This window comes from Gemmata obscuriglobus, assembly GCF_008065095.1.
In the GTDB taxonomy this organism is placed as follows: Bacteria; Planctomycetota; Planctomycetia; order Gemmatales; family Gemmataceae; genus Gemmata; species Gemmata obscuriglobus.
Genome location: NZ_CP042911.1, coordinates 611334 through 628549, shown reverse-complemented (window position 1 = coordinate 628549; position 17216 = coordinate 611334). Strand labels below are relative to the sequence as shown.

Here is a 17216-nt window from a genome sequence, read left to right as displayed (position 1 = left end):
GTGTGTGATGCTCAAGCCGCTCCGAAGTCCTCGGGCATCATCTCGGTGGGCCGCCAGTCCACTTCCGCCGCGGTCGGTAGTGGGGCCGACTCGAACAGTTCCGGAGCGTAGCCCGCAATCACATCGGCCCAGGTTCGCGGCAACTTGTCCAGGCATTCGGCGTTCGTGACGTAGTGCTGCAACTCGTGGGCGTCGAGATACAGGACGAGTTCGGACCACTTCCCGGGCTGCGACTTGTCGGCCGGTGTGCTCGCCGGGATGCGGAACGCGAACTCGGCGATGTTGCGCCCGGCGCCGGTGGTGTACGACACCGCGATGCCGTACGGTTCGAGGAGTTGCGTCACCCGGTCGTTAATGGTCGAAACGAGTTGCTTACATTCGTCCGGGGTCATAGCTCGGGAACCTCACGGGAGGTCGCTCGGGCGCCCGCGTCGGCGAGGGGCGTGCTTGGGTATCGTAGCAGACGTACGTTCGGTCTGATAGCAGCGTCGGGCCGCTCCCGCACGGCCATCACAGCTCGCTCGTGTTGATCACCTCGTTGTCGTTGCGGACGCACGCCTTGGTCCAGGTGGCGGGCGCGATCGAGTACCGAATCGACCGCACCGAACCGTCACAAAACACGGCACCGAACCCGCTCACCCGCGGCCCGCCGAACACGTGCGACGGGGCGACCGTCTGCTCCGGGTTCCGGACGTCCGATGCCGGAGGGGCGAACCCGGTGCGGTACACTTCCCAGTCCCCGTTCCACCCTGGCGTGCAGTACGACTCGTTGTCGTCGGTACTGGTCCCGAACGCCGCCGCGTTCAGTTGCTTCTCCCCCACCAGAACCGTGGTACTCGTTCCGTCGGTGACGTCGGCCAGCCGGATCGTTCCGTAGTGCGTCTTCATAATCACCCCGTCGGTTCCGTACCCGCTGCTGGAGCCGCCGGCGTTACACGCGTAGTCGATCTTTGCCGTCCCGTTCACCGTCGCCGCCGTCCGCCGCTGCGGGCAGTAGTACACTTTCACCGGCGTGCGCCGGACGGTGTCCGGGTCGCCGTTCTTGTACAGGTTGTCCTGTTCGAGGTACGGCAGGATGAAGTAGGCCCAGCTCCAGCTCGCTTCGCGGGCCTGCGGGCTGGGGGCGTGCGGGTCGGCGCTCGACGGGGCGCCCGGCGGGTACACGTGCATCCCGCCGCGCGGGAACCGGCCGGTCGCATCGTGGTGGCCGTGGACGGCCAGCCCGATCTGTTTGAGGTTGTTGGCGCACGTCATGCGTGCGGCCGCCTCACGCACCTTTTGTACCGCGGGCAGCAGCAACCCGATGAGAACCGCGATGATGGCGACCACCACAATCAACTCGAGGAGCGTGAACGCCCCCCGTTTCGACGGCGGCCGAATGCGGGTTGTAGGTAACGACATGCGCGACTCCGGGTCGCCAAATGGGGATGAGCCCGGACCGCGTGGCGACCGGTGAGCGGGCGAATCGACCCAAATTCTCGAACGATCGGCCGCGAGTATGAAGAGCAACGATTATTGGTATCCGATGAGAATCGTGAGTGTCAAGCGGAAAAATGAAAAAGACATGAGCGAAGAAAGGTTTTGCAGCGACCGGACATGCAGCGTGAAAATATTGGGGTTGAATCGTGTTTGCCGGGCGCCCCATAATTCAGCTTGTGTGATTGCTGAAGAACAAGGAGGTTCTTGGCCATGATCGTTACCAACCCGTCCGTTCTGCTCCCCGAAGCTGTTGCCATCGACATCTCGGAGGCCCGCTGGGCGGCCGAGTACCTGTCACTGATGATTGAGCAGTTGGGGCCGGAGTCGTCCGTGAGCCTGGTGCTGATGCAGGCCCGGCGCGAGTTGGCGAGCCTGGCGCGAGACCCCAGCGCGACGGTGATCGGCCCCTTTCGCATCGCGGCGTGAGTCAGCTCTCCAGGAACCGCACGCGGTCGCCGAACTTCGCTCGGAGCGCGTTAGCAGCCCTCTCCGGGAAGTGCGACACCCCGATCGCGAACGTCTCGATCCGGTCCGGGTCGACAGCGTCCACCAGCGGCAGCAGCGCTCGGCCGTTCTCGTACGCGCCGAACAGGGCGAAGTGCTTCACGCGCTTGAGCAGTGGCGCGGCGGCTAGGTCGCGTACCGCTTCAGCAGTGAGGTAGACGCCGGCGAGGCGAAGCTCTTTGAGGCCTGTGAGATCGTTGCCCCGGCGGAGCACACCGAACCGGTTCCGCGCGTTCCCGAAATCGATGTCCAAGGCACGGAGGCGGCCCCAGGCGCGCGATTGGAGCAACGGCGCAAGGTCGTCGGAGTTGTCCAACATGTGAAATGCCAATCGACGCACCCCGGACACGTGCCGTGACTCGACGAAGGTCCGTAGCGGTTCCGCCTGATCGCTCTCGTACCACGGCGGCGAAAAGAGTTCCAGGTCGAGCGATTCTAGAGCCGCGAACGGTTCGGCGCGAGCGAACATCTCTGCGACGCGGTTCGGCCGGATCGGCGCCGAGAGGTGCCGCAGGCGCGGGGCGTGCGCGGCGGCGACCTCGAACGCGAGCGAACCCGCCACGACGGCCGGCTGAATCGCCCAACTCGCGTGCAGGGTCAGGTGCTCGAGCGCGCCGAGGTGCGGGGAGTCGCGTGCGGCGCGGAGCGTATCGACGCTGTGCTGGCGGATCTGGAGGCGCCGCACGGTGCGGAGGTGCTCCCCCTCGGGCCACTGGTAGCGCGGTTCGCGTGCCGCGCCGACCGCGACGAGTTCGGTCAGCGGGGAGACCGCGGCCCAGCGCGCGAGGTACGAACCGCACGGCCCCGGACCGGCCGCCAGGGCCGGAACCGACACCGCCTCCGGGAACCCGCGGCGAAAGGTGATCGGGCACTGGTCACGGGGTAGGGCGCCGTCGCCGGGCGACCGTCGGGGCACGAGTGCGGCGCCCCCCGCCGCGCGGTAGCCCGGCGGGCCGCCGGTTGGTAACCCGACGGCCGCGCACACCTCACCCCACCACTCGACCCAGTGCCGCTTGAACAGCGCTTGCGCCCGTGCCTCCAGCGCGGCGCGGGCGTTCGAGTACGGGTGCAGGCGTTCCGCTTCCACCTGGAGCCGGATGAACGCCGCGCGGGGTTCGTTTCCGTGCTCCTGAAGGCAGTCGGCATAGGCGAGCCGGGCCGTGTCATCGCCCGGATTGGCGACGACTGCGGCCAGCAGCGATTCCAGGTCCGGCGACACGGTTACCGGCCGCCTTTCACCTTCGCGAGGCTCTGCTCTACCTGTGCCGCTTCCTTCGAGCGGTTCGCCTCCTTCAGGTACGCCACCGCCTGCTCGTGCAGTTTCACGCAGTACGCGCTCACCTCGTCGCCGCGGCGCGGCGGCACCTTCGGCAGGATCTCCAGCCAGAACTTCGTCATCAGCGCGTCGCCGCCCTTGATGTCCTTCGACACCTCCTGCATACGGGTGACCATGCGCGGCACGTACCGGCCCTCGTCCGGGAACTTGCGCACCGTGAGCGCCAGCCCGTCGAACGCCTTCTTGTGGTCCTTCGCGTCGGTCTGGTAATCGACCAGCTTCAGCCGGGCCTCGCAGGCCAGGTCCGGGCGCCCGAGGTTCTCGTAAGCGGTCGCGAGTTTCAGGAACATCTGGGTGCGGTACTGCTTGTCCTTCTGCGGCGTGAGCAGTTCGTCCACAAGTTGCCACGAGAAGTCCGGGAACTTCGCGAACACCGTGGCCGCCTGGTTCACGAGCCGGGTGGCCTCCTGGGCGTCGGTCAGCTTGCCGTCGCGGTGCAGGGCCGCCAGTTCGAGCCACGCCTCCCCGCTCATCGGGTACACCGCCAGCACCTTGTTCAGGTACGCGAGCTGCTGTTTCGTGGTCAACTGCTTGGCGTCGCGCACCAGCGGGAACGCGCGCATGAGCAGGTCCGCGTGCCGGCTGCTCAGCGGCGCGTTGCCGACCGCGGTGAGCCGGCGCTCCAGTTCGCGGTCGGTCGTTTGCTTCCCGGACCGCGGGTCCCGGAGCGTGCCGACGTAGTAGTGATCGCCCTGGTAGCGCCCGAACGATTCGAGCGTGAACGTCACGGCCTCTTTCTGAACGGCCTTGACCTCGACCCACATCACCCACGCGTGCAGCACGCCGGAGTTGGCCTCCCCGCCCACGTACTCCGCCGGCACCAAGAGCGATTTGCCGACCCGCGCGGCGAAGTCCGCCTGCATCGCGCACACGCCGCCGTGCTTCAGGATGCTCTCCAGCGTGTACGGCTTGTCGTTCAGCTTGCACACCCGCGACTGCGTCCGGAGCATCTCGGTGTCGTACACGATGTCCTTATAGACGGTGCCGATCCCGGACCGGCGCGACAGGTACTTGCCGACCGCCCAGTCGCGCTCGGCGACCGGCGTGCGGTTGTTCACCACGTGGACGAGGAACTCCCACGGGAGCTGCGTCTGCGGCCCCTTCAGCCGCGACTGGCGGTCGAGGACGTATTTGAAGTTGTCCAGCGTCCCGACCTTCATGACCCCGTCGGGCAGCACGCTGCGGGTGCGCACCTGGTGCCCGCGGTAGTCGTAGGGCGCCCGCGGGTCGTCCCACACGACCGAAACGGCGGTCGCCAGTTCGTCGCTCTTGCGCACCGCCTCAGGGTCGGCCTGCCACAGCTCGCGGAACACACGAATTACCTTACCCGGGTCGTCGAACGCGGGGTCGATGGCGGTGAGCAGCGTCTCCTTCACCTCGCGGTTCTTGTCGAGCCATGCGAAGAGGGAATCCGCATCTGCGCCGAGCGCGGACCGCATGGCCGGGCCGTGCTTGGCCTCGAAGTACTTGGTGAACGCGGTCCGGGCGTACTTGTACTCGCCCTTGGTGAACGCCTTCTCGCTGAACGTGCCCGGACCGGTCACGAAATCGATGAGGAGCCGGTCCGCGTCGTCGGCCTTCGGCGCTTCGAGCGGTGCGGTGCCGGTCCTGGGCGGCTCGGGCTGCGCGCTGACCGGGCCGTAACCAACGAGGACGAAAAACCCGATCGTGAGCAACCCGGCCCAGGGGCGAGCAGACATGGTAGAACCTCGGTGTCAAAGCGAGTGGTGCCGGCGCGGGCGGTGCCAAGCTTCGGTTCTGGGGCGCCGGCGCCTGTGCGCGGTACGGCACCCGAAACGTAGAGCGTGTGGCGACGAGAATTGTACCCGGCGGGTCAGTCGCACACCACCGCGACCCGCACCGGGCGCTCGGCCTCGGCGAACCGGAACGCGCCGTTCACGTCCGCGAGCGGGAACGATTTGGCCACCAATTCTGCGAACGGGAACCGCACGTGGTTCGCGGCCAGGAACCGCACCGCCGCGTCCAGATCCTGGGGGGCGTAGTTGTGAACGCCGGTCACGGTGAGGCACCGGCGGATCACCTGTTCCGGGAGCATCGGCACCGGGTCCGTGGGGAACACGGCGCCGGCCCAGACCGCCGTACCGCCCACCCGCAGTACCTCCAGCGAAGCCCGCGCCGCCTCCGGCGCGCCGCTCAGCTCGAGCGCCGTGTCGGCCCCGCGGCCGTGCGTGACCGATTTCACCAGGTCCGCGAGCGCGTCGGGGTTCGCGAGGTGGCGCGCGCCGAACCGGGCCGCCTGCGCGAGCCGCGCGTCGCTCACGTCGCACGCGATGGCGGTGATCCCGAGCGCCTCGGCCCAGGCGCAGGCGGTCAGCCCGAGCATCCCGAGCCCGAGAACGACGCATGAAGAACCTTCCCCCTCCCTGAAGGAAACCGGGGGGAGAGAACGTTCCGGCGCTTCCAACGACTCCGAGATGGCAGCGGGACGCGAGGCCTCCCCCCTTCCCTTCAGGGACAAGCCGGGGGGCGGAGGTAATCGCCCCGCCGCCCGCAGCATCGCGGCGACGGTGGCGGTCGCACACCCCGCCGGCGCCGCGACTCCGTCCGGCAGATCGGCGGGTACCTTCACGATGGCCGTGCCACTCAGCAGGTGGCAGTGCGTAGACAACCCGCCGAGCGGCCCGCACTGCGGGGTGAGCGGCTCGTGGCCGTACTTTCGCAACGACTCGCACTTCTGCGGCAGCCCGTGGGTGCAGAAGAAGCATGTCCCGCACGACACCGCGACCGCCCACACCACCCGGTCGCCGACCCGCACCGGTTCGCCGCCGACGGCGCACACGTCGCCGGCCACCTCCTCGACCACCCCGACGGGTTCGTGCCCGAGCACGCACGGGGTCTTTTCCTTCCGGCGACCGATGAAGGTGTGCAGGTCGCTTCCGCACACGGTACACAGCGACACGCGCACCAGCGCCTCGCCGGGCCGGAGCGCGGGCCGGCCGGCCGGCTCAACGTGGAGGGGGAGGTTCGGACCGTCGAAAATGGCCGAGCGGATCACGTCGCAGCTCCCGCTCGTGGCACGTGGCCCCGGGCCGCGGTGCGCACGACCAGCACCCCGCTCGCGGTCATCAGCAGCACGCCGACCGTGGAGGCGACGATCGCATACGGCACGAAGAACTCCAGCCGGTTGAACTGTCCGGCCGCGAGGTCGCGGTAAAGCTGAACGAGCACCGAGCCGGTGTACCCGACGCCGTCGGCGAGCTGGATCGCGAACACGGCGGTGCCGTTGAACCGGCTCGCGGCCATCATCCGCTCGAACAGCACCGCCCCGAACGGCACGTACGCCAGATACATCCCGAGCCCGACCGCGGCCATCCACCAGTAGCCCGAAATGGCCCCTGCCTGAAACGCTACTGTGGCGCCCCCGATCAGCGCGAACCCGCCCACGATGACCCCGTACACCGCGATCAGCGCCCGCCGGTGGTTCGCGACGAGGTTCAGCACCGCGACCGCGACGATCACGCCGAACATGGCCCACAGCTCGGTCCGGGTGAAGATGGCGCGCTGCGACCCCAGCCCGAGCGCGTCAAAGATCTCGGCCCCGTAGTGGTCGCGGAAGTCGCGCAGCGCCGTCAGAAACAGGTACGCGACCAGCAGCATCCCGAACCCGATCCCGAAGTGGGCCAGGAACGCGCGCCGCTGCCGGCGGTCCATCGTCACGCGCTCGGACCGGAGAGCGACATCGGCTGCCGAAGGGGGCGGGAGCCGGTCCAGTAGCAGCACCGCGAGGACGAACGGCCCGAGGAACAGCAGCCCGGTGGCGACCGGCATCCACGACTCGGACACCCCCCACGAGCCCATCACGATGTCGCGGGCAATGTCGCGGGTCGCGGCGCCGGCCACGATGTACGAGCAGCTCAGCCCGGCGACCATCACCTCGCTCGCCCGGCGCCCTTCGAGGTACCGGACGCACAGCCCCCACACCATCCCGAGCGGCAGCCCGTTCAGGAGCATCGCCAGCGGCTTCAGGGCCGGGGGGAGGTTCGCGAAGAGCAGCAGCGCCCCCTCCGCGAACAGGATCAGCCCGACGAGCAGGTGCGCGCGGCGGTTCGCGGGGGTTTCGGAACAGATCTTGGTCCCGAGGTACTTCGACAGGCAGTAGCCGATGACCTGGGCGATGACGCACATCGTCTTGAGGTCGAGCCGGGTCCCGAGGTACTTGAGGGCGACCGGGTTGGTCTTCGGCACCTCGGTCTCGGTGCCGTCGGCGGCCTTCTGCTTCTCCGTCTTGGGGTTCCCGTCGGGGCCGAACACCGGCTCGCGGACCACGCTCCCGTTCGCGTCGGTGACGTAGAACTTGGCGGCGTCGAACGGCTTGCGGAACGCGTACATGCAGAAGTACGTGCAGAACGCGACCGCGATGGCGTACACCGTGAGCCGCCAGAGCGGCCCGCGGGCCAAAAAGCCGGTCAGTCCGCGGTGCTCAGGCGGAGTGGGGTCGGACACGGACGGTCCTCGGGGCGGGCGGGTGGTTCCGGATGTGATACGGGGCGCCGGCGCCCACCGGGTGAAATTCGCGTGAAGCCGGCACTACCCCGGCCGCGGCGCGCCGAGCAGCCGGAGCACTTCTTCGGCCACGCGCCGGTCGCCCCGCCCCCCGTCGAACGGGCGGCCCGCGGCGGAAGCGAACGCGCCCAGCACCTCGTCTTCGAGCCGCACCCGATCGAGCACCCGCCGGGCGTGGCCGAGCGGGGTGACGCCCTCACGGTCCGGCCGGTTCGCGTCGGCCCCGGCCGCGAGCAGCAGCCGAATCGCGTGAGCCACTCGCGCGGGGGCGTTGGCGGCAACTGGGGGCATGCAGGGCGCCGATGCCGCATTACCGGCGGTAGCCCGCGGGACGCCAGTTCGCGCCCCGCGCGGCAGGGTAAATTTGGATGTCGCGAAGAGCGGTTCCGTCAGGTGAACGGAGCCCCAGTTCTGCGATCGAATCCATTACGGAATCGAGGAGGCTTAACGCCTGATCGTTCACCAGTTGCTCGAACTCGGCGAATAACGGTGCGACCTCGCCGAACTGCGGTCCGGGAGTGAAATCACCGCTCACCCACTCTGGCGAAACGTCGTCAATCCGGACGGAACCGATGTACCGTCCGAACACATCGGTTAGTGGAACCGTGTCGCCGACGCCGAACATTGGCTCTCGCTCAGAACTTCAGGTTCATGCCCTTCAGCCGGGCCACCGTCTCGGCCATGAGCGCGTCCTCTTCCGCCTCGTCCTTGGCGATGTAGGTGACCGAGAACCGCAGGTACGCGCCCGCGTCGTCCCACGGCACGCAGCACACGCTCTGCTCGTGGATCAGGTACTGGGACGCCGCCTCGGCGTTCCCGAAGGCGATGTCGCCGGCCGCCTTGGGTGCCGCGGCGTAGAGGAAGTACGTGCCGCCCGGCATCTCGCACTTGAACCCCACCTGCTTCAGCGCCGCCACCAGCTTTTCGAGCCGCCGCTGGTACTTGGTGCGCACCTGGACCGGGATCTCGGCGGTGCGCAGCGCCTGGGCCGCCGCGTGCTGGACGGCCATGAACTGGCCGCTGTCGCTGTTGTCCTTTACGTCCGCGTAGGCCTGCACGATCTTCGGGTGCCCGGCGACGAAGCCGAGCCGCCAGCCGATCATGTTGAACCCCTTCGACATCGAGTGGACCTCGACGCCCACCTCCTTCGCGCCGTCCACCTGGAGGAAGCTGAGCGGCGGCTCCTTGTAGCTCAGGAGGATGTGCGCGGCGTCCTGCACGATGACGATCTGGTTCGCGTGGGCGAACTCGATCACCCGCTTGTAGAAGTCCTTCGTCGCGACCGCGCCGGTCGGCGAGTTCGGGTAGTTGATGACGAGCAGCTTGGCCCGCTTGCGCACCTCGGCGGGGATGCCGTCGAGGTCCGGGAAAAACCCGTTCTTCTCCAGAAGGGGCAGGCGCACGACCTCGCCGCCGAGGTAGCGGGTCCAGGTGCCCGCGACCGGGTACCCCGGGACGGTCATCAGCGTCACGTCGGCAGGGTTGATGAACACCGCCGGGAGCATGGCGTACGCCGGCTTGGAGCCGATGCAGTGGCAGATTTCCGTCACCGGGTCGAGGGTGACGCCGAACTGCCGCTGCATGAACTCGGCCGCGGCGTCCTTGTAGTTCTGGATGCCGTTGTCCGCGTACCCGCGGTTCTCGACCTTGTTGGCCTCGCGGGTCAGCGCCTCGCGGACGCTGACATCGGCCATGTCGTCGTTCTCGCCGATGCCGAAGTCGAGCAGCTTGCGCTCGGGGTGGTCGGCGAGCGCCTTCCGCTTCGCGCGCTTGATCTTCTCGAACTTGTAGATGTCGGTGCCCTTGCCGTAGTTGGCCCCGCCGATCCGGTCGGCGAACAGGGTCTGGAACCACGGGTCGGAAGCGGTAACGGACATGGCGCAAGGCCCTTACGCAGAAAGAAACGGAGGAGTGGCTGTTCTAGCGGCGGAAAAAGAAAAGCCCATCCGCGCCGCGGACGGGCGTTCGGCGCGGCCGGCGCTCGGCCTCGTTATTCGATCAGGACCGGTTTCGCCCAGACCCCGTGCCCCAGCCGTAGCCCTCCTTAGCAATGCACGCTGGCTCGTCAGCACCTTGACGCTGGCGATATCGGATCGCGCAGGGTTGGTAGGCGTCGCGCTTCGTGACCGGTTCCGATTTCCAGAGCGATTCGCCCCCCCCCGAGCACCACGAACGTGGACGCCGGGTCGGCGGGCGCGTTCCCCTCAATGGCCGGCACGCCAACTTTCACCCGCAGCACAGTCCAGTTGCAGCTCACCGTGTCCCTTCATTTGTCCGGTGCCCCGCTCCGGCGGGTGTGTGAGAAGGCCGTGGGGGCCCAAGCTCCCGTTCGCCTTGAACTTCGCCTCACGCTTACCAACCACCAACGTACTGTTATTGTCACTAAAGGAGTTGTGCCGTAACTGTACGTCGAGATGTCTGATGGCATCCAGATACGTGGGTCTGACTGCCGAACGGGAGAGGCACCTTGAAGGCGAACGGCTCGTGTTCCTTCTCGACCGCGTCGGCCCCTGCGTCCTGCTTGAGTTTCCATCAACTCTTATACACACAGCGTAAGTGGGACCGCCCGGCATCGGCGCGCTGAGCGACGTGACCGAGTCACGATCTTAAGACCGGGTGCGGTGCGACCCACAAGCAAGAGGCCGATCCTCGTCCGCGCTCTACTCAACCGCGGCGTTGACGGCCGCGTCCGAGCCGGCGCCGCCGATCCCGGTCAGCAGGTGACCGCGGCGGGCGCTGCGGTGGTACGTGAGCGCCGTGCCGTAGGGGGATTTGTCGACCGGGTGCAGGAAGAGCCCCATCGTCCCCCACTTCCCCTCGACCAGTACCGGCTGCCCCTCGGCCACGTACCGCACCAGCGCGGTGTGCGACACCGTGCCGTTGTTGCGGTACACCACCACGTCGCCCGGTTGCGGCTGGGCGACTTCGGCGTAACCGTTCTCCTTAAGAATCAGTTCCACGTCGTCGGGGCTGAGCAGGAACTTGCCCCCGGTGAACACCCAGCCGTGGCAGTTGAACTCGTCCGACGGCCCGGCGTGGCGGATCACCTGATCGTCCAACTTGGTGTCGCGGAGCAACCTCTCTTCGGGGCTCGAGAGGGTTTCGGGAGCGCGGGGCGACTGCGGCTCCTTGAGGACCACCGGGGTGCCGCGGTCGGTCGTCGCGCTGGCCCGCTCGGTGGGGCGGTTCGGCTGGCGGCCGAGCACAACTTCGAGGTCCAGCGTCTGATCCTCGGTGAGCTGCTGGTCGGCGAAATCGAACCACACCGCCGCACCAATCACGACCGCCAGCCCGGCCACGACGAGCCCGGCCCCACGGGCGGCCGGCTTGCGGAGCAAAGCACCGGCAGCCGCGAGCCGGCGGTGAAACCAGCCGGAGCTGAACAGGTTAACGACAACCAGTGCCGCCGCGAGTATCGCGGCGGCTCGCTCCGCGAGTTCGCGGTGCGTGAGCGTGCCGAGGGCCGCGACCGCCGCACCGCACCCGGCCGCGCCGAGCACCGTCCGGAGCACCACCATCCCCCCGCGCCAACCCAGGGCCAAGTTCGCGCACCCGAAGAGCATCAGCCCCGCGCCCACGGTCACGAGGAAGAAGAAGCGTTCGAAGTGTTCGGTACTGTTCACGGTCGCCCTTGGCTTGCGACAGCCTTCCGCGTCTCTCGGACGTCCAACCTACTTCACTTTTAACACGCTGCGGGTTAGGCGGTAGTGAGTGCGAGTTGGGAAAAATCGGTGAGTAGCCTTTCGGAAAAATGAGAGCCCGTCGTAATAATCTGCACCACGAGAAGACTCTATATCCGCACGTGGGTCCGCGTTTATTAATCGGCCAAGCCGTTTTAAGGTGTGTACTTACCACGGCTCACCTGGTCACCAACACCGCAACCTTGGTATTAGCACTGTCACACCGGTTGAACAACCAGGGTTCCAGATCGTACCACAAATTGAGCCGGTCGGGCGGATTGGCGCCGAGTGCCGACCGCGGCGAGAAACGTTGACAGGCCCGCTGCCCCGCCGGCGTCCGGCGTTAGCGCCCCGCGGGTACCTAATTCGTCACCTCAGGCATACCATGCGAACTCTCCTGACCTTTCTCATTTTTTGCCGCCCATTTCCGGCGCCGCCGCTCCAGGCGCGACCTCGGTAAACCAACAACCACCGGTCGCGCCAAAGACCGTGAAGGTCGCGGCGGTTCAGTGCTCGTCCGACCTCGGGGATGTCGTAGCCAACACGAGGAAGCGGACGGCACTGATCCAGGAAGCGGCCAAGGCCGGCGCGAAGTTCGTAGTGCTGCCCGAAACGGCCATCACGGGGTGCCCGTCGCAAGACCTCAAGACGAACTGGCACGTCAAAGGGATGCCCATCGAGAAGCGGAGTGGATGTGGGAGAAACTGCCGGCGCGGGTGAAGCCGTTCAAGCACCATCTGGTCGGCGCGAACTGGAGCGTGAACAAGAAGCCGGACTGGCGCGGGTACGGGTTCAGCGTGATCGTGTCGAACGAGGGGAAGGTGGTCTCGGGCGCGAAGAGACTGTACGGCAGCGAGATCGTATACGCGGACCTTCCGACCGCGAAGTGACGCGATACAACACCCCGCATGAACATCGTCGTTTTCGCGATTCTGGCCGCGGGTGCCGGGGCGTGTATCGCGCTGCAAGCGTCGGCCAACGGGAACTTCCGCAAGAACCTCGGCGACAACCCGCTCGCCGCCGCGTACCTGTCGATCTGCGGCACCATTATCACCGCCACGCTCGCCGTTCTGCTGTTGCGGCCCCGCGTTCCGGAAATGACCGCGGTGCGCGAGACGCCGTGGTGGAACTGGATCGGCGGGCCGCTCGGGGCGCTCATCGTGCTCGCCGGGGCCGCGCTCGCGCCGCGGCTCGGCGCCGCCCTCTTCATCGCCCTCGTGGTCGCGGGGCAGTTGGTGTGCTCGCTCGCCCTCGACCACTTCGGGCTAATGGGTCTGACTCAGCAAGCACTGACACCCGGCCGACTGCTCGGCGCGGTACTCGTCGTGGCCGGGGTGGTGTGCGTCAAGTACCTGTGACCGCTCGGTCGCGAGGCCCACACCTTCATCTTCCCGATCCCGGCTCGACCACGATCCGGCGCCGCGCCCGGCCGCTTCCCGGCCTACTGTCGGACCGTCAGCGTGCCCTTGGCGGGCGCCGGCGCGGGGCACTCAACCCGGTCCCCGAGTAGGCCGTGTCACCGGTGCGTGGCACGTCCTGAGGGCACACCACCCGGTCCCGTTCGTACACCGTCTTATCATGCACCGCGTGTGGCCTCGTCCTCTATGTGCGCGGCTTCAATTTTTGTACCGCATTGCTTACAAAGGCAGCAATGTCGTCCACAACGAAGAAATATTAACTTTTGACTTTTGACAAATTGCGCAACTTATTATTTAACAAGACAGCCGTAAAAGTCACAAGCCAAGTGCGGTGCTGAATTCAAGCGTCGTTGGCACAGCGCGCCAAGTCAAGTTATTTGAGTCGGTTTGCAGGCCGCAGCAGTGGCGGAGATCAGATGCCAACGCTCGTCGTTGAGCAACTCGGCCGGGTTGCCCTTGGCGCCTCGGTCGCGTGCTAATCTAATTGCGTTCGAGTTGCCGATGTTACGGCATTGAGTTCAGCCCCGGGCATGTGTCGCGCGGGGCGAAGTAGTCCCGTGTTATTGGGCGAAGCCTCGCACACTAAACACGGGTTCGGCGGAGGGGAGACGTGGGGCAACCGGATTCGTCGCGAGACCGCATCAGCGTAGTTCGAGTCGCCCTCGGACTCACCGGACTGATCGGGATCGCCTGCACGGTCCTTGGGGTCTTGCTGGCCGCTGCCGATAAGCGGGAGAACCTGGACCCGGCCTGGCGATTCCTGGCACTGGCGGTGGTCACCCTGTGGGGCACGGCGGTGGGTTGGCGGTTCCTGGTGTCCGCGGGCTCACGCCCAGGGGCGAGTGCGTAGATCGCACGCGGTCCCGTCGGTGAGCCCGCGTAGCGAGTGGTGCGGAGCCGCATCGCGAGCCGAACCCGGCGCTGCACCTGACACCGCCCGCTGATCTGTGACGCATCGCTCATCCCATGATGGCGGTGCAGGTGAGTTCTTTGTTCGGCCATAAGAGGCGTTATGGACGGTAAGGCTCGATTGGGTCGGTGGGTGCTACTTTCCATCATCGTCGTAACAGCTTTGTCGGAACTGGCCCTGGCCGGTTTTAGCCTCCAGGCCGGCCGATTCAAAGGTAGTCAGATTGGCCGTGTGTTACTGACCGGTTGGCTGTTGTGGCGGGTGTGGGACGGGGCCGGGTGGGCGAGGTGGCTGGTGGCCGGGCTGTTCTTGGCCGCCGCCGCGTTTGCGATCGTTCTCGGGGTGGCCTCGCCGGTTGTGCTGGCGAGGCCGGAGGTGACAGCACTGGTAGCCGGCATGGCGGCCGTGTGCATGGCGGCCGGGGCCGGGTTGGCGTCGCCGTGGGTAGGGGCATACCAGGCCGCCCGGCGCGGGAACGAAGAGGCCGAATCCGACGCTGCTCCGCACACCATCGGTTAATTGGCTGCGCGCTGCGCCTCGTGTGATCGTGCAGAGGTCGGGCAGGCGCCCGAACTCACCCCTCCGCGATCTGACACCCGCGCGCAGGCTCAGAGCGGTCCGGCTGTTGTCACATCATGAGCGGTAGTATTTACTACCGCGGGCACCGAAAACGACCGGTTTCGACGGATTTCGAGTCGGCCACCTGAAATGGCCAAGCTCCTCGGAATCCGAGGGGGGCTTCGGGGGGTTCACGCAAGAACTGATTTCGCATTTCGAGACCGGTGCCGTCCCCCATCGGCTTACCCTTCCGGATCTACATTTCCCGCCGCTATCGCGATAGCTGCCGTTTGATCGCGGCTAGTGGTGCGTCTTCGTGCTCCTGCCGTCTTGGTGGCGGGGCCTTCTGCCTTACGGCCGTTCCGACTTCACCTTTTCCTCGCCTGCCGATCGTGTTACAAGCACCGCGACCGCGTGCGCGCACCGACAGTGCCGGGAAGGAATCCCACCGTGTACAAGCTGCTCCTCTGCGTCCGCTACCTGCAAACGCGCTACTTGGCGTTCATCTGCATCGTGAGTGTGATGCTCGGCGTCGCCACCCTGATCGTGGTGAACGCGGTCATGAGCGGGTTCGGCACCAAACTCAAGGACCGGCTCCACGGGGTGCTGTCGGATGTCGTCGTCGACACGGACCGCCCCGACGGGTTTTACGTCCTCAGCGACGACCCCGACCCGGACCGGCGCCGGCCGCTGACGCCCGACGAGATCGTCGCGAAGATCAAGAGCGGGCCGGTGGGCGACCGGATCGAGGCCCTCACCCCCACCATCGAGACGTTCGCGATCATCCGGTTTCAGTGCAACGGCACGAACGTTTCCAAGCCCGTCCGGCTCATAGGGGTGGACCCGCAGGGGCGCGCGGAGGTGGGCGGGTTCTCCGAATACCTCGTGCGGCAGAAGGACGCGCCCAGGCCGAGTTTCGACCTCACCCCCGAGGCGCTCCAGCGGCACGAGTGGAACATCAAGCAGGCCCGCTACGAGGCCGGGAACGTCGTTCCGCCGCTCAATGACAAGGGGCTGCCGCCGCTGCCGGACGCGATCCCCGAGCCGAAGATGGACGAGCACATCGGCATCCCCAAGCCGAAACTGCACGGCGTGATCCCGGGCCACTCGATCGCCCACTTCCGGTACAAGGACAAGAACGGGCAGCCCGTCGAAGAGTGCGTGCTGAAGCCCGGCGACGACGTGGTCCTCATCACCGCCGGCGGCCAGGAGATGAAGCCGGTGTGGGGCTCGTTCATCGTCACCGACTACCTCAAGACGGAGATGAGCGAGTACGACCAGAGCTTCGTGTACGTGCCGCTCGAGCAGTTGCAGCACATCCGCGGGATGATCGGCCGGGCGACCGCGTTCCAGGTCAAGCTCAAGAACTACGACCGCGACAAGGAGCTCGTGACCCAGGAGCTGCGCAAGGTGTTCCCGCACGCCGACGTGCGCGTGGCGACGTGGGAGGAGCACCAGGGGCCGCTGCTGTCGGCCATCGACATCGAGCGCGGCATCCTGAACCTCCTGCTGTTCATGATCGTCGGGGTGGCGGGGTTCAGCATCCTGGCCATCTTCACGATGATCGTCAGCGAGAAGTACCGCGACATCGGCGTCATGAAGTCGCTCGGCGCGTCGAGCGCCGGGGTGATGTCCATCTTCCTCAGCTACGGGCTGCTGCTGGGCGTCGTGGGCAGCCTGCTCGGCACCGCGCTGGGGCTCACCGTCACGCGGTACATCAACGAAATCGAAGCGGCCCTGACGGTCCTGACCGGCCGCGCGGTGTTCCCGAAGGACATCTACTACTTCAAAGAGATCCCGACCAACGTCGAGCCGGTCACCGTGATCGCCGTGAACGTCGGCGCGGTCCTGATCGCGACCGTGTTCAGCCTGCTGCCGGCGTGGCGGGCCGCCCGGCTGCACCCGGTTCAGGCGCTCCGCTTTGAGTAATGCGGGATGCGGAACTCGGAATGCGGGACCGAAACCGCCGCACCTCCGGGTCTTCATTCCGAATTCCGAACTCCGCATTCCGAACTGGTGAAACGATGCTAATTGCGGAAAACCTTCAGAAGACGTACCGCCGGCACGCCGTCGAGGTGCCGGTGCTGACCCGGCTGAACCTGGAAGTCCGGACCGGCGAGTTCCTGAGCATCATCGGCGCGTCCGGCTCGGGCAAGAGCACGCTGCTGCACCTGCTCGGTACGCTCGACGAGCCGGACGGCGGGCGGGTGCTGCTCGACGGCAAGCGGATCGACAACCTGCCGAGCCGCGCCCGCGACCGGCTCCGCAACGAGACGTTCGGCTACATTTTCCAGTTCTACCACCTGCTCCCGGAACTCACGGCGCTCGACAACGTTCTAATGCCCGCCTACATCAGCAACTCGACGCTCGGCTGGTGGCGCAACCGCGCCCGCTTGCGCCACCGGGCCGAAGAGCTGCTGGAGAAAATGGGGCTGGGGCACCGGCTGAAGCACAGGCCGCGGGAGCTGTCCGGGGGCGAGATGCAGCGCACCGCCATCGCGCGTGCCCTGCTGATGCGGCCCCGGGTGCTGCTGGCCGACGAGCCGACCGGCAACCTCGACGCCAAGGCCGGCGGCGAGATCGTTCACCTCCTCCGCCAGATCAACCGCGAGGAGAAGGTGACGATCGTGATGGTCACACACAACACCGAAATCGTGTCGGAAACCGACCGCGTCGTGCGAATGGCGGGCGGGATGATGATCGAGGAGGCCCCGCCGCAGCCGCGGGGGCCGTTTCACCCGCGGTTAGCCGCGGTCTGATCGATGCGGAGCGCGGAATCCGGAACGCGGAATAAAAGACATTAAGAG

At 66.9% G+C, this 17216-nt stretch carries 18 protein-coding genes; 8 read left to right on the top strand and 10 right to left on the bottom strand.

Features of this window, described 5'->3' with window-relative positions:
• Positions 1–11: 11 nt before the first annotated feature.
• Positions 12–392 carry a hypothetical protein gene (locus GobsT_RS02695; protein WP_010038741.1) on the bottom strand — a complete coding sequence of 127 codons (381 nt, stop codon included), beginning with the start codon at positions 390–392 and terminating at the stop codon, positions 12–14.
• Between the two features lie 118 nt (positions 393–510).
• The gene (locus GobsT_RS02690) at positions 511–1401 is read right to left on the bottom strand and encodes a DUF1559 domain-containing protein (RefSeq protein ID WP_010038742.1); all 891 of its coding nucleotides are present in this window, start codon (positions 1399–1401) and stop codon (positions 511–513) included.
• A 288-nt stretch (positions 1402–1689) separates the two neighbouring features.
• Here GobsT_RS02690 and GobsT_RS02685 point away from each other — a divergent pair, with 288 nt between their 5' ends.
• Positions 1690–1905 (top strand): hypothetical protein, encoded by a 216-nt coding sequence (locus tag GobsT_RS02685; protein ID WP_010038743.1) that lies wholly within the window; start codon positions 1690–1692, stop codon positions 1903–1905.
• A 1-nt stretch (position 1906) separates the two neighbouring features.
• On the opposite strand, the gene GobsT_RS02680 is transcribed toward GobsT_RS02685, so the two are convergent.
• From GobsT_RS02680 to GobsT_RS02655, 8 genes are all read right to left on the bottom strand, one after another.
• Positions 1907–3202, bottom strand: a complete 1296-nt coding sequence (locus GobsT_RS02680; protein WP_010038745.1) for a TIGR02996 domain-containing protein — start codon at positions 3200–3202, stop codon at positions 1907–1909.
• 2 nt (positions 3203–3204) lie between these two features.
• Positions 3205–5019 (bottom strand): tetratricopeptide repeat protein, encoded by a 1815-nt coding sequence (locus tag GobsT_RS37420; protein WP_010038747.1) that lies wholly within the window; start codon positions 5017–5019, stop codon positions 3205–3207.
• Between the two features lie 134 nt (positions 5020–5153).
• The gene (locus GobsT_RS02675; protein ID WP_010038749.1) at positions 5154–6335 is read right to left on the bottom strand and encodes a zinc-binding dehydrogenase; all 1182 of its coding nucleotides are present in this window, start codon (positions 6333–6335) and stop codon (positions 5154–5156) included.
• Positions 6332–7783, bottom strand: coding sequence for a DUF5690 family protein (locus GobsT_RS37415; RefSeq protein WP_010038750.1), 1452 nt, complete (start codon positions 7781–7783; stop codon positions 6332–6334). Before GobsT_RS37415 ends, GobsT_RS02675 begins: the two co-directional genes overlap by 4 nt.
• A gap of 84 nt (positions 7784–7867) precedes the next feature.
• Positions 7868–8134, bottom strand: coding sequence for a hypothetical protein (locus GobsT_RS38595; RefSeq protein ID WP_033198185.1), 267 nt, complete (start codon positions 8132–8134; stop codon positions 7868–7870).
• 19 nt (positions 8135–8153) lie between these two features.
• Positions 8154–8468 (bottom strand): hypothetical protein, encoded by a 315-nt coding sequence (locus GobsT_RS02665; protein ID WP_010038755.1) that lies wholly within the window; start codon positions 8466–8468, stop codon positions 8154–8156.
• Between the two features lie 10 nt (positions 8469–8478).
• A complete protein-coding gene (locus GobsT_RS02660; protein ID WP_010038758.1) occupies positions 8479–9720 on the bottom strand; it encodes an LL-diaminopimelate aminotransferase in 1242 nt (413 codons plus the stop codon).
• Between the two features lie 783 nt (positions 9721–10503).
• Complete coding sequence (locus tag GobsT_RS02655; protein ID WP_010038759.1) at positions 10504–11466, bottom strand: C40 family peptidase; 963 nt, start codon at positions 11464–11466, stop codon at positions 10504–10506.
• Positions 11467–12012: 546 nt separating this feature from the next.
• Here GobsT_RS02655 and GobsT_RS37410 point away from each other — a divergent pair.
• The 7 genes from GobsT_RS37410 (at position 12013) to GobsT_RS02620 (ending at position 17168) form a co-directional block, all read left to right on the top strand.
• Positions 12013–12243 carry a nitrilase-related carbon-nitrogen hydrolase gene (locus GobsT_RS37410; protein ID WP_010038760.1) on the top strand — a complete coding sequence of 77 codons (231 nt, stop codon included), beginning with the start codon at positions 12013–12015 and terminating at the stop codon, positions 12241–12243.
• Complete coding sequence (locus tag GobsT_RS02645; RefSeq protein ID WP_010038761.1) at positions 12216–12413, top strand: hypothetical protein; 198 nt, start codon at positions 12216–12218, stop codon at positions 12411–12413. The genes GobsT_RS37410 and GobsT_RS02645 overlap by 28 nt, the downstream gene beginning before the upstream one ends.
• A gap of 18 nt (positions 12414–12431) precedes the next feature.
• Positions 12432–12881, top strand: a complete 450-nt coding sequence (locus tag GobsT_RS02640) for a DMT family transporter (RefSeq protein WP_010038764.1) — start codon at positions 12432–12434, stop codon at positions 12879–12881.
• A 670-nt stretch (positions 12882–13551) separates the two neighbouring features.
• Positions 13552–13791, top strand: coding sequence for a hypothetical protein (locus GobsT_RS02635; RefSeq protein WP_010038767.1), 240 nt, complete (start codon positions 13552–13554; stop codon positions 13789–13791).
• A gap of 291 nt (positions 13792–14082) precedes the next feature.
• A complete protein-coding gene (locus tag GobsT_RS02630; protein ID WP_148087584.1) occupies positions 14083–14370 on the top strand; it encodes a hypothetical protein in 288 nt (95 codons plus the stop codon).
• Between the two features lie 489 nt (positions 14371–14859).
• On the top strand, positions 14860–16338 hold the full coding sequence (locus tag GobsT_RS02625) for an ABC transporter permease (RefSeq protein WP_010038771.1): 1479 nt from the start codon (positions 14860–14862) through the stop codon (positions 16336–16338).
• 95 nt (positions 16339–16433) lie between these two features.
• Positions 16434–17168, top strand: coding sequence for an ABC transporter ATP-binding protein (locus GobsT_RS02620; RefSeq protein ID WP_010038776.1), 735 nt, complete (start codon positions 16434–16436; stop codon positions 17166–17168).
• The last annotated feature ends 48 nt before the right edge of the window (positions 17169–17216 follow it).

Bases quoted from the DNA above. Each gene is read 5' to 3' on its own strand.
- GobsT_RS02695 (WP_010038741.1), bottom strand. From the start codon at position 392: ATGACCCCGGACGAATGTAAGCAACTCGTTTCGACCATTAACGACCGG.
- GobsT_RS02690 (WP_010038742.1), bottom strand. From the start codon at position 1,401: ATGTCGTTACCTACAACCCGCATTCGGCCGCCGTCGAAACGGGGGGCG.
- GobsT_RS02685 (WP_010038743.1), top strand. From the start codon at position 1,690: ATGATCGTTACCAACCCGTCCGTTCTGCTCCCCGAAGCTGTTGCCATC.
- GobsT_RS37420 (WP_010038747.1), bottom strand. From the start codon at position 5,019: ATGTCTGCTCGCCCCTGGGCCGGGTTGCTCACGATCGGGTTTTTCGTC.
- GobsT_RS38595 (WP_033198185.1), bottom strand. From the start codon at position 8,134: ATGCCCCCAGTTGCCGCCAACGCCCCCGCGCGAGTGGCTCACGCGATT.
- GobsT_RS02665 (WP_010038755.1), bottom strand. From the start codon at position 8,468: ATGTTCGGCGTCGGCGACACGGTTCCACTAACCGATGTGTTCGGACGG.
- GobsT_RS02660 (WP_010038758.1), bottom strand. From the start codon at position 9,720: ATGTCCGTTACCGCTTCCGACCCGTGGTTCCAGACCCTGTTCGCCGAC.
- GobsT_RS02645 (WP_010038761.1), top strand. From the start codon at position 12,216: ATGTGGGAGAAACTGCCGGCGCGGGTGAAGCCGTTCAAGCACCATCTG.
- GobsT_RS02640 (WP_010038764.1), top strand. From the start codon at position 12,432: ATGAACATCGTCGTTTTCGCGATTCTGGCCGCGGGTGCCGGGGCGTGT.
- GobsT_RS02620 (WP_010038776.1), top strand. From the start codon at position 16,434: ATGCTAATTGCGGAAAACCTTCAGAAGACGTACCGCCGGCACGCCGTC.